The organism is Loktanella atrilutea (genome assembly GCF_900128995.1).
GTDB lineage: Bacteria > Pseudomonadota > Alphaproteobacteria > Rhodobacterales > Rhodobacteraceae > Loktanella > Loktanella atrilutea.
This window is the reverse complement of the sequence record NZ_FQUE01000001.1, coordinates 270,873-285,481: the sequence shown is the minus strand read 5'-3', so window position 1 is coordinate 285,481 and position 14,609 is coordinate 270,873. Positions and strand designations below refer to the sequence as shown.

The window sequence follows — 14,609 nt, the reverse complement described above, 5'->3', positions numbered from 1 at the left end:
ATAACTAGATAGCGCATTCCCGCAATATTCTTGCGTGAAATGTTCTTACGCCGCGAAACTCGGACCGCAACTCTAACGTGAATTTGCAACCATGGCGCGAAAGGCTTGGACGACGACAGACTGACGAAGAACCCGAACCCCACGCGCTGCACTTTGACAGAGAGGACGTTTCAATGACCATGTTTCGTAATTTCGGCTTCGCCTGTGTCTTCGCAATTCCCGCGACGGGGGTGGCGGCCCTTGATCTCGGCGGCGTTTCCGTCGGTGTCGATGCCGGGGTGTCCCGTGGGGGGCTCGGCGTCAGCGCCGACGTCGGCATCGGCGGCACCTCTGCCTCCGCCGACGTGGGTGTCGGCGGGTCCGGCGGTGGCGTCAGCGCCTCGGCCGATGCAAGTGTCGGCGGTTCGCGCAATGGCGGTGGCGGGCTCAACGCCGGCGCCGATGCCAACGTCGGAGGCGGCTCCGGTGTCAGCGCATCGGTCGGCGCCAGTGTCGGCGGGCGCTCTGGCGGCGGCAATACCGGCGGCGGCACGGGTGGCAATACCGGCGGTGGCACGGGTGGCAATACCGGCGGTGGCACGGGTGGCAATACCGGCGGCGGCACGGGTGGCGGCGGCAATACCGGCGGCGGCGGCGCCGGTGGTAGCGGCGGCGGCGGCACCGGTGGTAGCGGCAGCGGCGGCGGCATGGCCAGCGGTGGCGGCATGGGCAGCGGCGGCACTGGCGCCGGTGGCAATGGCGCCAGTGGCGGCTCTGGCTTCGGCGGGTCTGGCGCAGGATTTGCGGGCAACGGTGTCGCCCCGACGGGATCATCCGGCAGCCGTGCCTTCGCTGCGGTCCGGACCGCGCCGCCCGTTCTGGCGCTGACCGGGCTGACCGTCTGGACCAGCGACAATGTCTATGTGGGTGTCATCGTGCAGGACGACGCCCGTGTCGGCAACATGATCAGGGCCTCCGTCCAGCTAAACACCAAGCTGCGCTTGCCGGTCCAGCGCGCGCAGTTCCAGTTCAGCCCCTCCGCCCGACAGAACGACCGGATCGTGCTGAACCTGACCAGCGGCCAGTTGGCGCAGCAGTTGTCCTGACCCGACCGCCCCGGGCGGCCCCGTGTGAAGGGGTCGCCCGCGGCGCGACCTGCGCAACGCACCGGCCCGGAAATCGCGATGCAGCCGATACCTGATGCTGCTTTGGCCACGGCCCTTTCCCTCGCCCCGCCGCTGGCCTAAAAGCGGGCCAACGTCACCCCGGGGGATGCCATGACCGAACCGACCATCACGCCAGACCTGATCGCTGCCCACGGGTTGAAGCCTGACGAATACGACCGCATCCTCGACATCATCGGGCGCGAACCGACCTTCACCGAACTCGGCATCTTCTCTGCCATGTGGAACGAGCACTGTTCCTACAAGTCGTCCAAGAAGTGGCTGCGCACCCTGCCGACCACCGGCCCGCAGGTCATCTGCGGTCCGGGCGAAAATGCGGGTGTCGTGGATATCGGCGACGGGCAGGCCGTGGTCTTCAAGATGGAAAGCCACAACCACCCCTCCTACATCGAGCCCTATCAGGGCGCGGCGACCGGCGTCGGCGGCATCCTGCGCGACGTCTTCACCATGGGTGCGCGGCCCATCGCGGCGATGAACTCTCTGTCCTTCGGCCTGCCCGGCCACCCGCGGACCCGCCAATTGGTCAACGGCGTCGTGGCGGGCGTCGGCGGCTACGGCAACGCCTTCGGCGTGCCCACGGTGGGTGGAGAGGTGCGTTTCGACGCCTCCTACAACGGCAACTGCCTTGTGAATGCCTTTGCTGCCGGCCTCGCGGATGCCGACAAGATCTTCTACTCCGCCGCCTCGGGCGTCGGGATGCCCGTCGTCTATCTTGGCGCCAAGACGGGCCGTGACGGCGTCGGTGGTGCCACCATGGCCTCGGCCGAGTTCGACGACACGATCGAGGACAAGCGCCCCACCGTGCAGGTCGGCGACCCCTTCACCGAAAAGCGCCTGATGGAAGCGACGCTGGAGCTGATGGCCACGGGTGCTGTGATCTCGATTCAGGACATGGGGGCCGCGGGCCTGACCTGTTCCGCGGTCGAGATGGGCGACAAGGGCGGCCTCGGCGTCCGGCTGGATCTGGAAAACGTGCCGCAGCGCGAAGCGGACATGACCGCCTACGAGATGATGCTGTCAGAATCCCAGGAACGCATGCTCATGGTGCTGAAGCCGGAACTGGAGGCCGAAGCCCGCGGCGTCTTCGTCAAGTGGGACCTCGATTTCGCCATCGTGGGCGAGACCATCGCCGAGGACCGCTTCCTGATCCTGCATAACGGGGAAACCAAGGCCGACCTGCCGCTGTCGAAGCTCGCCTCTTCCGCCCCCGAATACGACCGCCCGTGGGAAGAGACGCCCGCCGCCGCCGCCGTCGGCGACATTCCGGCCGTCGACCCCATCGCCGGCCTGCGCGCACTGATCGGCAGCCCGAACTATGCGGCGAAATCGTGGGTCTATGAACAGTACGACTCGCAGGTCATGGGCGACACCCTGCGCATCCCCGGCGCCGGTGCCGGCATCACCCGCATCCATGGCACCACCAAGGCGCTGGCCTTCACCTCTGACGTGACCCCGCGCTACGTCTTTGCCAACCCGGTCGAAGGCGGCCGGCAGGCGGTGGCAGAGGCCTACCGCAACCTGACGGCAGTGGGGGCGAAACCGCTGGCGACCACCGACAACATGAACTTCGGCAACCCCGAAAAGCCGCGCATCATGGGACAGTTCGTCGGCGCGATCAAAGGCATCGGCGAGGCGGTCGAGGCGCTCGACATGCCTATCGTCTCGGGCAACGTCTCGCTTTACAACGAAACCGACGGGACCGGCATCCTGCCGACTCCCACCATCGGCGCCGTGGGCCTGATCGCCGACGTGGCCCAGATCATCGGCGGCACCCTCGCCCCAGGCCACACGCTGCTGCTGCTGGGCGACACCCATGGTCACATGGGTCAAACGGCACTGCTGGCCGAACACCTGCAGCGCGCCGAAGGCGACGCGCCTCCCGTGGACCTGACCGCCGAGGCCGCGCACGGCGACTTCATCCGCGCCAACGCAGGTCAGATCACCGCCTGCACCGACCTTGCCGACGGCGGCCTCGCCCTCGCCGCCTTCGAGATGGCGGATACCGCGGGCGTGGGCATCACCCTCGACACCGACGACACCGCGCTGCTCTTTGCCGAGGATCAGGCCCGCTACCTGATTGCCGCGACCTTCGATCAGGCCGAGGCTTTGCTGGCCGCCGCAGCCACGGCCGGCCTGCCCTTGGCACGCGTCGGTCAGGCCGGTGGCGATCAGGTGACCTTTGGCGCCTACAGTGCCCCGCTGGCCCCGCTGTCGGGCCTTTACCGCAGCGCCTTCGCCGACGCGGTGGCATGATCCGCATTCACCTGGCCGGAGAGACTGCCGCCCAAGGAGGCCCCGGTCCGCACATCCGGCGGAAGGGCGCCGCCTGCCGCCCCCAGCCGCCATTCGGCGCCCCCCTTGCCTCCTTGGGACCACGTTCATAAGTTAGCCCCACCCGACCGAAGGACGCACAGATGCCCATCACTGCCCACGAGATCGAGACGCTGCTGCGCGAGGCCTTTCCGCAGGCCCGGATCAGTGTCCAGGGCGACGACGGCGCGCATTTCGCGGCCGAGGTCGTCGACCCGAGCTTTAAGGGACAGAACCGCGTGCAGCAGCAGCGCGCGGTCTATGCCGCACTCAAGGGCAAGATGGATGGCAGCCACGGAGAGCTGCACGCTCTTGCCCTGACCACACGCGCCCCGGACTGATCCGGTGCGGAAATCTTTACAGAAAATGCGGGCCGGTTTCGATGCGCCCGTCTGAAAGGACCAGATCATGACCGCTTCCGACCAGATCAAGGATACCGTGACCAGCCACGACGTCGTGCTGTTCATGAAGGGCACAAAGACCATGCCGCAATGTGGCTTCTCTTCCCGCGTGGCGGGGGTGCTGAACTTCATGGGTGTGGACTACACCGACGTGAACGTGCTGGCCGACGACCAGATCCGCCAAGGGATCAAGGACTATTCCGACTGGCCGACGATTCCGCAGCTTTACGTCAAGGGCGAATTCGTCGGCGGCTGCGACATCATCACCGAGATGACGCTGTCCGGTGAACTCGACACGCTGCTGACCCAGCACGACATCGCCTTCGACAAGGCGGCCGCCGACAAGATCCGCGAAGCGAACGGCTGACCGCCAGATACACGGCAATGGAGGACGAAGGCCGGGGCGATGGCGCGCCCCGGCCTTTTTCGCGTCAGTGCCGTGGGTGCCGGCGCGGCGCTTTCATCCGGCAGGCGCCGCGCCCTCAGGACTCCTTGCAGAAGGCGTAGAGGGTCACCTCCTCCTTCACCTCGGCGTCGTACCAGATCAGCTGCGCCTCGCCCTGGTGGGTCCACCAGATGTAGCCCGACCCGTCGTTTGGAAAGCGGTAGCGGACGCCGGAGGCGGCCTCGCCCGTCGCCTCGAGGTTAATCATCCGGCCTTCGACCATCAGGACAACGACGCCCGGCTCGCTGCCGTCCTCGGTATTGATGTAGACGGTCGGGATCTCGACCCCGCGCTCGCAGGTATAGCGCGGCGTCGAGGTGACGCCCGCGAGGGCGCCGCTTGCCCAGAGGGCTGCACAGCCCGCACCGATCATGGTTTTCAGCATCTTGCTCTCGTCTTGCAGGAACGCAGCTTGTCGTCAGGCCTGCGCGTCCACCTGATCCGCCAGCGCCTCGGCGCGGGCGGCGATTTCGGCCATGCTGTCATGGACTTCCTGCGGAATGACGGGCACCTCGATCCGCTGGGCGGGCCTGTTGGCCGCTTCTTCGATCTGCGCGCGCAACCCGTTCAGTTCCAGCTCGCTCTCGCGCAGCTGATCCTCCAGCCCCGCGGTGCGATCGGCCAGCATCAGGCCCGCCATGAGCAGCATCCGCGATTCGGGCATCCGGCCGATCTGGGCGGACAGATGTGCCGCCTCTGCGTCCAGCAGCCGTGCGGCAGAAGTCAGGTATTGCTCCTCCCCCTCCTGGCAGGCGACCTCGAAGTTGCGGCCGCCGATCGTGATTTCCACCTGCGGCATGGTTCAGCCCTCCCGTTGCAGAAGCGGTTTCAGGTCGGACAGGATCGCGGCGACCTCGGCGGCCTCGGCGGACCGCTGCGCTGTCAGCCCGTCGACCTCTGCCAGAAGGGCGCGGTTGATCAGCTCCGGGTCGGCCGCACCCGCCGTCGCCGCCCCGCGCAATTGCGCGCAAAGCTGCGTCAGGTCGGCGTTGGACGCGCGCAACTGCTGCAGCTCTGCGTCCAGATCGCCGATGTGATCGGCCTGCGCACCGCAGCGCGATTCCAGTTCCGCGATGCGCCCGTCCTGCTGGACCTGCAGCCGTGCCATGCGGTCCTGCAACCCGGCGTGGGCCGCCCGTTCGCGCTCCAGCTCGGCCTGAAGAGCCGCCATCTCGCCCGCGTCGGCCTGCGCGCCCAGTCCCGCCCGGATCCGGTCGAGCGCATTCACGATGCGCGTTTCCAAGGCCTTGATGTCGTCCATGCGCCTGTTCCTGTCCCAACCTCGCGCGGGTGCGCGCGAATCGTGCCCTGCGGCAAAGGTTAAGCGATCCATCCGGCGCGCACAAACGACGCGGACAGCGGGGCGCCGCGCTTGATCTTGATCCCTGCCCTGTTATGACGCGTGCAACGCATATTTTGCCAAAGACAGGACATGACACCATGGATCTTGCTGCCCTGCGCAACGCGCACCCCGAACACTGGACGAAAGCCGCTGCGATCCGCGCCCTGACGCTGGACGCCGTCGGCGCCGCGAATTCGGGCCATTCCGGCATGCCGATGGGCATGGCGGACGTGGCGACCGTGCTGTTTACCAATCACCTGAACTTCGACCCCGCCGCGCCGAACTGGCCCGACCGCGACCGGTTCATCCTGTCGGCGGGCCACGGGTCGATGCTGCTCTATTCCCTGCTGCACCTGACGGGGTACGAGGATTTCGACCTCGACCAGATCAAGAACTTCCGCCAGTGGGGCTATCGCACCGCCGGCCACCCGGAATACGGCCACGGCAAGGGGATCGAGGTCACGACCGGCCCGCTGGGTCAGGGCATCGCCAATTCCGTCGGTTTCGCCATCGCCGAGGAGATCCAGCGCGCGACCTGGGGCGAGAAGATCGTCAACCACTACACCTACGTCATGGCCGGCGACGGCTGCCTGATGGAAGGCATCAGCCAGGAGGCGATCGGCCTTGCCGGCATGCAGAAGCTGTCGCACCTGATCGTGTTCTTCGACAACAACGACATCACCATCGACGGCCACGTCGGTATGGCCGACATCACCGACCAGCCCGCACGCTTTGCCGCATCGGGCTGGCATGTGCAAAGCATCGACGGCCACAACCCAGACGAGATCGACGCCGCCATCAAGGCCGCCAAGGACGATCCGCGTCCGTCGATGATCGCCTGCAAGACGCATATCGCGCTCGGGCACGCGGCACAGGGCACCGCCAAGGGCCACGGCGCACTGACCGACGCGGCCCAGATGCAGGTCGCCAAGGACGCCTACGGCTGGGCCGGCGCCAGCTTCGACGTCTCGGCAGAGATCAAGGCCCAGTGGGAGGCCACCGCAGAGCGCGGCAAGGCGGCCCACGCGGCCTGGCACGAACGCTTCGGCAAGCTGTCGGCGGCCAAGCAGGCGGAGTTCCACCGCACCTTTGATCTGGAGGCGCCGAAGAAGCTGGCCGCCACGATCCGCGCCTTCAAGAAGCAGGCCAGCGAATCCGCGCCCAAGGTCGCGACCCGGAAGTCGAGCGAAAACGTGCTGGAGGTGATCAACCCGATCATGCCCGAAACCGTGGGCGGGTCGGCCGACCTGACCGGGTCGAACAACACCAAGACGCCGGACATGGGCGTGTTCTCGCCCGACAACCGCAAGGGCCGCTACGTCCACTACGGCATCCGCGAGCACGGCATGGCGGCGGCGATGAACGGCATGGTCCTGCACGGCGGCGCGCGGCCCTACGGCGGCACCTTCATGTGCTTCACCGACTACGCCCGCGGCGCCATGCGCCTGTCCGCCCTGATGGGGGTGCCGACGGTCTATGTCATGACCCACGATTCCATCGGTCTTGGCGAAGATGGACCGACGCACCAGCCGGTAGAGCATCTGTCGATGCTGCGCGCCACGCCGAACACCCATGTCTTCCGCCCCGCCGACACGGTGGAAACGGCAGAGGCCTGGGAACTGGCGCTGACCTCGACGGGCACACCGTCGGTGCTGGCCCTGTCGCGCCAGAACCTGCCGACGGTCCGCACCACGCATACCAACAAGAACCTGACCGCACAGGGCGGCTACGTGCTGGCAGAGGCAGAGGGCAAGCGTCAGGTCATCCTGATCGCCACCGGGTCCGAAGTCGAACTGGCCCTCGCCGCGCGCGAGACCCTGCAGGCCGAAGGCATCGGCACCCGTGTCGTGTCCATGCCCTGCATGGAACTGTTCATGGCACAGGACGAGGCCGTCCGCCGCAAGGTCCTGCCCGCCGGTCCCGTGCGCGTCGCGGTCGAGGCGGGCGCGCGCCAGTCCTGGGACATGATCCTGATGGGCGAACGCGGCAACGCCAAGAAGGCAGCCTTCGTCGGCATGACGGGTTTCGGCGCCTCCGCCCCGGCAGAAGTCCTGTTCGAGAAGTTCGGCATCACCGCCGCGCATGTCGCGCAGGCGGCAAAAGACCTGCTTTGACCATGACGCAGGGGGCCTTGGGCCCCCTGCGTTGCGTGTGGGCGACGGACTCTGGATCGCACATGGGCGGCCGATGTCCTGTTGCGCATCACATGCCGAAGGTCACATGCCCGTCCGCGTCGATCGGCCAAGTTGGATTATAGGCGATTTCCCAGACGTGGCCGTCGGGATCCGCGACATAGCCCCGGCGCCCGCCCTGCGGCGGGGCATCCGCCGCGCGCAACACCGTCGCACCGGCGGCGACAAGCCGGTCCATGACCTTCTGCACGTCACCTTCCGACGGCACGTTGTGGGCCAGCGTCACCGCGCCGGGTGACGGCAGGTCGTGCTGGCGCGTGTCGTTCGCCAGCGCGTCCTTCAGCCACATGCCGAGGACAAAGCCGTTCATCTGGTAAAAGGCGATCTCGGCGTTCTCGAAGACCGGCGCCCAGCCGAACCCCTGCCGGTAGAAGCCCTTCGACCGGTCGAGGTCCGAAATTCCCAACGTGATGACCGCGATCTGCTGTTGCATGGTCCTGCACCTTTTGCCCGAATTCAGCCCAGTCTAGGAGAACGTTGCGGCACGTCAATCGCAGCGGCAGGGCCTGACGGTCCTACACGGCACCGTCGTACTCGATATGGATGACATCGCCGCAATGCTTGCAGTGAACTGCGTCGCGGTCATGCTTCATCAGCCCGCAGGTCGGACATTCGAAGCGGACCTTGTAGGGTCGAAACAGCACCTGCGCCAGTTGCAGGAACAGCGTGACGCCGAAGATCATCACGAAAACCGACAGCAGCCGGCCCCACAGCCCCTCTGCCACGATATCGCCAAAACCCGTGGTCGTCAGGGTGGACATGGTGAAATAGAAGGCGTCGGCGTAGTTTCCGATCGCATCGTTCGCGTGTACCTGGCTGGCATAGATCATCCCGGTCATGACGAAGACGAAGACGCCGAGGTTCACGACGGCGAGGAACACGTCCTCGTGCCGACGGAAATAATCGACGTCCGACCGCAGGCGCTGCAACGTCTCGTAGCTTTTCAGCAGGCGCAGGGTGCGCAGCACCCGCAGGAAGCCAAGACCATTTACGAACAGCGGCCCGAGGAAGCTGAGAACCGCCACGATGTCGGCCCATGTGGACAACCGGGTCAGGGCCTTCTTCCAGTTCGGCTCCAGCCAGGCGCGGGCGACGAAATCCAGCAGGATGATCGCGCCGAAGGTCAGGTCGCACCACAGCAGCCAGTCGGCGTGGGCGATGAAGGACGTCGCGATGACGTAAACCAGCGTCAGCAGGTCGAAGGCCAGCAGCGTGTAGCGGAACCATGTCGCGGTGTCGCTGTCCCCTTCGTAGAGCGTCCGGATCGTCTCACGCATCGGGTCTGACCGCCCAGCGCCCCGACCCCGCAACCGCCAGCGCAAGGCAACCGCCCGCGACGGCCCAGTTCTTGACGAAGATCGTCATCTGCCACGGATCGCCCGCGGTCAAAAAGAGGTTGAGGTGAAAGACACTCGTCACCGCGCAATAGGCCGAAGCCGATACCGCCACGGGCCGGACTGCCACGCCCAGCCACAGTGCCAGTCCCGCCGCAAGATCATAGACCAGCGCCGGCCAGACCAGCGCATAGGGCAGACCCAACCCGACCAGCAGCGCGCCGGCATCGCCGGGACTGAAGGCCTTCTGCAACGCCCCGCCCACCAGCAGCGCGCCGATCAGCAGCCGCGCAAGCAAAAGTGCAAGGTTCGTCATGCGGGCCGCACGACGCGGTAAAGGGGCGTGATGACGAAGTTGACCAGCGGAATGATAAGCAGCCCGAGGATGAAGCCCAGAACGCCGTCGCAGGCGGCGGTCACGATCCATTCGACGGCACCGACCCAGCGCTCCGGCACGTTGTGCGCGACGGCGACGGCCCAGCCGTGGACGACCTCCTCTGGCCCGTGCCACCCCAGCTGGCCGAGCCCGTGCACGATGATCTGCCCGCCGACCCAGAGCATGGCGGCGGTGCCGACCCACGTCAGCACGAAGAGGAACGTGGGCATCCACGCGACGATGCCACGCCCCAGCGCCCGCGTCATGGCGAAGCGGCCCTTGTTCGCCATCAGCAGCCCCAGATCGTCGGCCTTCACGATCAGCGCCACCGCACCGTAGACGACGACCGTGATCCCGATCCCCACGACGGCCAGCACCGCCGCCTGCAACCAGATCGACGGCGCCGTGATCGCGGCCAGAGAGATCGTCATGATCTCGGCGCTGAGGATGAAGTCGGTCTTGATCGCGCCCTTGACCTTCTGCTCTTCCAGATGGGCCGGGTCGCCGGTCGCCTTGGAATGGGTGTCCTTGTGCTGGAAGGCGTGCAGGATCTTCTCTGCCCCCTCGAAGCACAGGTAGGCACCGCCCAGCATCAGCAAGGGCGGGATGGCCCAGGGGGCGAAGGCCGACAGCAGCAGGGCGATCGGCAACAGGATCACCAGCTTGTTGAAGAACGATCCGCGCGCGATCTTCCAGACGATGGGGATCTCGCGGGCGGGGGCAAAGCCCTGCACGTATTTCGGGCTGACGGCGGCATCGTCGATCACGGCGCCCGCGGCCTTGGCGCCGGCCTTGGCCGACTGCCCGATCACGTCGTCCACGCTGGCCGCCGCCACCTTGGCGATCGCCGCCACATCGTCCAGCAAGGCCAACAAGCCGCTCATGTCCGTTCCTTCCGCGTCATCCGGATGCAACGTAGACCACCGGCGCCGCGCCGCAACCCCGCACCGCCGCGATGATGCCTAGGCAGCACGGGACCGAGGCATTACACAGCCCCCATGACGAACACACTTGCCATCGGTCTCGTGATCTTCATCGCCGCGTTCTTCGCGCTGGATCACTATGCCCTGCATCTGGGGGCGCCGCTGTTTCTGGCCCGTCAGTTCTACGACCTGCTGCAATGGGTCGCCTTCTGGCGGTGACGCAACACCCTTGACCTTTGGCGCAAATTCGCAATGTTCGCCGCAAAGCGGCGCCCACCGCCGCGTCAACCAGCAACGAGGTATCATCATGGCCGTCAAAGTCGCAATCAACGGGTTCGGTCGCATCGGGCGCAACGTGCTGCGCGCGATCATCGAATCCGGACGCACGGACATCGAGGTCATCGCGATCAACGATCTTGGCCCGGTCGAGACGAATGCCCACCTGCTGCGCTTCGATTCGGTGCACGGCAAGTTCCCGGGCACCGTCACCACGACCGAGGACACGATCGACGCCGGCCGCGGCCCGATCCGCGTGACCGCCATGCGCAACCCCGCCGACCTGCCATGGGGCGACGTGGACATCGTGATGGAATGCACCGGTATCTTCACCTCCAAGGACGCCTGCCAGGCCCACTTGCAGAACGGGTCCAAGCGTGTCCTGATCTCTGCCCCCGGGACCAATGCCGACAAGACCATCGTCTATGGCGTGAACCACGAGACGCTGACCAAGGACGACATCATCGTGTCGAACGCCTCCTGCACGACGAACTGCCTGTCCCCCGTCGCCAAGGTGCTGAACGACGCCGTTGGCATCACCAAGGGCTTCATGACCACGATCCACAGCTACACCGGCGACCAGCCGACGCTGGACACGATGCACAAGGACCTCTACCGCGCCCGCGCCGCGGCGCTGTCGATGATCCCGACTTCGACCGGGGCCGCCAAGGCGGTGGGTCTGGTGCTGCCGGAACTCGACGGCAAGCTCGACGGCGTGGCGATCCGGGTGCCGACGCCGAACGTGTCGGTCGTGGACCTGACCTTCGAGGCCAGCCGCGACACCACCGTGCAGGAGATCAACGACGCGATCCGCGCCGCGGCCGACGGCCCGATGAAGGGCATCCTCGCCTACACCGACCTGCCGATGGTCTCCTCGGACTTCAACCACGACCCCGCGTCGTCCACGTTCCACATGGACCAGACCAAGGTGCTGTCCGGCAACATGGTCCGCATCCTGACTTGGTACGACAACGAGTGGGGCTTCTCGAACCGGATGTCCGACGTGGCCGTCGCCATGGGCAAGCTGATCTGATCGCGGTTCCATCCGATCTGCAAAGGGCCGTCCGTCACGGGCGGCCCTTTTGCGTGTCGGAACCCCGGCGCCGCGCCTGACGTTGGGCGCGAAGCCAATGCGAAAGGCCACTCCATGACCACGATCCACGGCGTCGTTCCTCTGCCCACCGATTACGACCATGTCTATGCCTTCGACATCACCGACAACCTCGACGCGACCGGCATGGGGGAAATGGGGCAGATCCTGAACGCCGCCTTCGATAACCAACCCGGCAAGATCAACGTGCTGCTGCGGTTCAAGGACTTCGACGAATCGGACGCCGGTGTCGGCATCAACCTCTCCGCCCTCAAGGCGGAGATGCGCAGCCTGACGCATATCGCCCGCTACGCCGTCGTCGGCGCGCCGGCAGGCGCCAGCGGCATGATCGCGTTCTTCAACCACATCATCCCGGTCGACGCCCGCACCTTTGAAGCGCAAGACGAACAGGCCGCGTGGGATTTCGTCAATGTGGCGCAGAAACTGGCGTAAACGGGGCGGTGGCCTTGCACCCTGCGCAAGGGTGCCCTTCGGAACTGGCTGTTGTGCTGCAGCGCAGCATGGCTAGATTGTGTGCAAGAGGAGCGCACATCAAGCCCCCGAAAGGAGCACGCCATGACCCTGTTCGACACCATTCGCGAGACCATCGCCAAACGCGCCGTCTACGCCCGGACCAAGGCCGAGATCGAGGCGATGCCGCTCGACGTGGCACTCGACCTGAACATCCACCGCGACGATGCCGCCAAGATCGCGCGTCAGGCTGTCTACGGCTGACGATACCCCCCTGCCCCACGCCGCCGGTAGCGGCCCTTTCGGGACCGACAGGCTCAGGCCAGTTTCGTCCGCAGGGCCTGATCGACGGCGGGCGTGACGAATTTCGACACGTCGCCGCCCAGACGGGCGATTTCCTTGACCAGCTTAGACGCGATCGCCTGATTCTTGGCGTCCGCCATCAGAAAGACCGTCTCGACAGAGTTGTCGAGGCTGCGGTTCATGCCGACCATCTGGAATTCGTATTCGAAATCCGCCACCGCCCGCAGACCCCGGATGATGACGCCGGCGCCGACGTCGCGCGCGCAGTGGATCAGCAGGTTCTCGAACGGATGGACGACGATTTCCGTCCCCAGCGGTTCGCCCAGCGGCACGACCTCTGACCGGACCATCTCGACCCGCTCCTCCAGATCGAACAGCGGCCCCTTGTCGCGGTTGATCGCGACCCCGATCACCAGCTTGTCGACCAGCGAACAGGCCCGCCGGACGATGTCGATATGCCCGTGGGTGACGGGATCGAAGGTGCCGGGATAAAGTCCGATGCGCATGGGCGGCCTCGCAAGTTTGTGTCGCAGGCGCAGCAGAACCGCATTTCCGCCGCGACCGCAAGTCCGCGCCGGTATTCCCGGTCAGTGCCCCATGATCATCCCTTCGAGGGCCGACTTCTCCATCGCGAGTTCGGACAGCCGCGCCTTGACCACGTCGCCGATGGAGATCAGGCCGATCATCGTGTCGTTCTCGATCACCGGGAGGTGGCGGAACCGACCGTCGGTCATGGTCTGCAGCACCTCTACATCGCTGTCCTGACCGGTGCAGGTGGTGATCTTTGCGGTCATCAGGCTCGACACCGGATTGTCGAGGCAGGCAGCCCCGGTCTTGCCGACCTGACGGACGATGTCGCGCTCCGACAGGATGCCCGCCAGTCGCTTGCCGTCGGTGCTGACGACCACGGTGCCGATCCGGTTGTCGGACATGATCCGCGCCGCATCCGACACAAGGGCGTCGGGCGTCACCCAGAACATCTCTTGCGAGGCCTTGGACCCCAATATCTGTTTCACAAGCATGACTATCCTCCCTCATGACCGTGTCTCTCAGCGTTTCAGACCGCCGCCGCGTCTGTCAAGGATTCCAGCCGCGCGACCTCTGCCCGCAGACCCTCTGTCAGCAGGGTCGCGAAGCGTTGCAGCCGGTCAGACTGGCGATCCGCCGTGTGACGGACGAGGTAGAACGACCGGGTCAGCGATACCGCATCGGTCAGGACGCGACGCACCTCCGGCGCGAAGGGCAAGGCGAAATCATGCGCGATGCCGACCCCTGCCCGCGCCCGCAGCATCTGCACCTGCACGCTGACCGAATTGCTGGCCATCTGCACCCCGTCGGCGGCCAGATCGCCCATGTAGTCGAGCGCCGCGTCGAAGATCATGTCGGGAATGTAGCCCACGACCGCCCTGCTCCGCAGATCGGCCAGCGTGGCAGGCACGGCGAAATCCCGGTGCTGCGCGAGATGAAGCCGATAGTCCGTGATCTTCTGCACCGTCAGCCGCCCCGCCTCGGGCGGGCTGACGGTAACGGCCATGTCCGCCTCCCTCCGCGACAGGTTCACGACGCGCGGCAGGGCGAGGATCTGGACCTCGAGCGCCGGGTTGTCGGACTGAATCGCGGCGCAAACCTGCGGCAGCAGAAAGTTCGCGCAGCCGTCCGGTGCACCGATCCTGATCTGCCCCGCCAACCCGCTGCTGGGGCTTTGCCCCAGATCGGCCGCGGCGGTCAGTGCGGTTTCCGCCGCCGCAGCAGCCTCTGTCATGCGCGCGCCAAGGTCCGTCACCGCATAGCCCTGCGGCGACTTGACGAACAGGGCGGCCCCCACCGCCGCTTCCAGCCGGGCGATGCGGCGGCCCAGCGTGGCCGGGTCCATGCGCAACACAGGGGCGGCCCCAGACAGCCCGCCGGCCCGCGCGACGGCCAGAAAGATCCGCATGTCGTCCCAATTCAGCACCGCTTCATCCTTGCATTTTCGCAAAACGA

The 14,609-nt window shown here is 66.3% G+C and carries 19 protein-coding genes; 9 read left to right on the top strand and 10 right to left on the bottom strand.

Annotation, left to right across the window (positions count from 1 at the left end):
- The first annotated feature begins 173 nt into the window (after positions 1 to 173).
- From BUA54_RS21705 to grxD, 4 genes are all read left to right on the top strand, one after another.
- A complete protein-coding gene (locus BUA54_RS21705; protein ID WP_072855408.1) occupies positions 174 to 1,085 on the top strand; it encodes a hypothetical protein in 912 nt (303 codons plus the stop codon).
- Between the two features lie 171 nt (positions 1,086 to 1,256).
- Positions 1,257 to 3,416, top strand: coding sequence for a phosphoribosylformylglycinamidine synthase subunit PurL (gene purL, locus BUA54_RS01360; protein ID WP_072855407.1), 2,160 nt, complete (start codon positions 1,257 to 1,259; stop codon positions 3,414 to 3,416).
- 161 nt (positions 3,417 to 3,577) lie between these two features.
- A complete protein-coding gene (locus BUA54_RS01355) occupies positions 3,578 to 3,814 on the top strand; it encodes a BolA/IbaG family iron-sulfur metabolism protein (RefSeq protein WP_072855406.1) in 237 nt (78 codons plus the stop codon).
- 67 nt (positions 3,815 to 3,881) lie between these two features.
- Positions 3,882 to 4,241 carry a Grx4 family monothiol glutaredoxin gene (gene grxD / locus BUA54_RS01350; RefSeq protein WP_072855405.1) on the top strand — a complete coding sequence of 120 codons (360 nt, stop codon included), beginning with the start codon at positions 3,882 to 3,884 and terminating at the stop codon, positions 4,239 to 4,241.
- A gap of 115 nt (positions 4,242 to 4,356) precedes the next feature.
- On the opposite strand, the gene BUA54_RS01345 is transcribed toward grxD, so the two are convergent.
- From BUA54_RS01345 to BUA54_RS01335, 3 genes are read right to left on the bottom strand one after another with little or no spacing between them, the layout of a single operon-like run.
- Positions 4,357 to 4,704 carry an MliC family protein gene (locus tag BUA54_RS01345; RefSeq protein ID WP_084113990.1) on the bottom strand — a complete coding sequence of 116 codons (348 nt, stop codon included), beginning with the start codon at positions 4,702 to 4,704 and terminating at the stop codon, positions 4,357 to 4,359.
- Positions 4,705 to 4,737: 33 nt separating this feature from the next.
- Entirely contained in the window at positions 4,738 to 5,118 is a 381-nt protein-coding gene (locus tag BUA54_RS01340) for a cell division protein ZapA (protein ID WP_072855404.1), read from the bottom strand.
- Between the two features lie 3 nt (positions 5,119 to 5,121).
- A complete protein-coding gene (locus tag BUA54_RS01335; RefSeq protein ID WP_072855403.1) occupies positions 5,122 to 5,580 on the bottom strand; it encodes a hypothetical protein in 459 nt (152 codons plus the stop codon).
- Between the two features lie 179 nt (positions 5,581 to 5,759).
- Here BUA54_RS01335 and tkt point away from each other — a divergent pair, with 179 nt between their 5' ends.
- Positions 5,760 to 7,775 (top strand): transketolase, encoded by a 2,016-nt coding sequence (gene tkt / locus BUA54_RS01330; RefSeq protein ID WP_072855402.1) that lies wholly within the window; start codon positions 5,760 to 5,762, stop codon positions 7,773 to 7,775.
- Between the two features lie 88 nt (positions 7,776 to 7,863).
- Here the strand turns inward: tkt and BUA54_RS01325 are convergent, their stop codons facing one another.
- The 4 genes from BUA54_RS01325 to BUA54_RS01310 form a co-directional block, all read right to left on the bottom strand.
- Positions 7,864 to 8,286 carry a VOC family protein gene (locus BUA54_RS01325; protein WP_072855401.1) on the bottom strand — a complete coding sequence of 141 codons (423 nt, stop codon included), beginning with the start codon at positions 8,284 to 8,286 and terminating at the stop codon, positions 7,864 to 7,866.
- Positions 8,287 to 8,368: 82 nt separating this feature from the next.
- Positions 8,369 to 9,130: a potassium channel family protein gene (locus tag BUA54_RS01320; protein WP_072855400.1), complete on the bottom strand. Its 762-nt coding sequence runs from the start codon at positions 9,128 to 9,130 to the stop codon at positions 8,369 to 8,371.
- Positions 9,123 to 9,503 carry a DoxX family protein gene (locus BUA54_RS01315; protein ID WP_072855399.1) on the bottom strand — a complete coding sequence of 127 codons (381 nt, stop codon included), beginning with the start codon at positions 9,501 to 9,503 and terminating at the stop codon, positions 9,123 to 9,125. Before BUA54_RS01315 ends, BUA54_RS01320 begins: the two co-directional genes overlap by 8 nt.
- Entirely contained in the window at positions 9,500 to 10,447 is a 948-nt protein-coding gene (locus tag BUA54_RS01310; protein ID WP_072855398.1) for a DUF808 domain-containing protein, read from the bottom strand. Before BUA54_RS01310 ends, BUA54_RS01315 begins: the two co-directional genes overlap by 4 nt.
- 114 nt (positions 10,448 to 10,561) lie before the next feature.
- Here BUA54_RS01310 and BUA54_RS21130 point away from each other — a divergent pair, with 114 nt between their 5' ends.
- From BUA54_RS21130 to BUA54_RS21125, 4 genes are all read left to right on the top strand, one after another.
- A complete protein-coding gene (locus BUA54_RS21130) occupies positions 10,562 to 10,705 on the top strand; it encodes a hypothetical protein (RefSeq protein WP_178352692.1) in 144 nt (47 codons plus the stop codon).
- Positions 10,706 to 10,793: 88 nt separating this feature from the next.
- Positions 10,794 to 11,795, top strand: a complete 1,002-nt coding sequence (gap, locus tag BUA54_RS01305; protein ID WP_072855397.1) for a type I glyceraldehyde-3-phosphate dehydrogenase — start codon at positions 10,794 to 10,796, stop codon at positions 11,793 to 11,795.
- 114 nt (positions 11,796 to 11,909) lie between these two features.
- The gene (locus BUA54_RS01300) at positions 11,910 to 12,305 is read left to right on the top strand and encodes a SpoIIAA family protein (protein WP_072855396.1); all 396 of its coding nucleotides are present in this window, start codon (positions 11,910 to 11,912) and stop codon (positions 12,303 to 12,305) included.
- A gap of 123 nt (positions 12,306 to 12,428) precedes the next feature.
- Positions 12,429 to 12,587, top strand: coding sequence for a hypothetical protein (locus BUA54_RS21125; protein WP_178352691.1), 159 nt, complete (start codon positions 12,429 to 12,431; stop codon positions 12,585 to 12,587).
- A gap of 53 nt (positions 12,588 to 12,640) precedes the next feature.
- Here BUA54_RS21125 and coaD read toward each other — a convergent pair whose 3' ends face one another.
- The 3 genes from coaD to BUA54_RS01285 all read right to left on the bottom strand — a co-directional run bounded on the left by coaD (position 12,641) and on the right by BUA54_RS01285 (position 14,580).
- Positions 12,641 to 13,132: a pantetheine-phosphate adenylyltransferase gene (gene coaD, locus BUA54_RS01295; protein WP_072855395.1), complete on the bottom strand. Its 492-nt coding sequence runs from the start codon at positions 13,130 to 13,132 to the stop codon at positions 12,641 to 12,643.
- Positions 13,133 to 13,213: 81 nt separating this feature from the next.
- Entirely contained in the window at positions 13,214 to 13,648 is a 435-nt protein-coding gene (locus tag BUA54_RS01290; protein WP_072855394.1) for a CBS domain-containing protein, read from the bottom strand.
- 35 nt (positions 13,649 to 13,683) lie between these two features.
- Complete coding sequence (locus BUA54_RS01285; RefSeq protein WP_143155321.1) at positions 13,684 to 14,580, bottom strand: LysR family transcriptional regulator; 897 nt, start codon at positions 14,578 to 14,580, stop codon at positions 13,684 to 13,686.
- Between the last annotated feature and the right edge of the window lie 29 nt (positions 14,581 to 14,609).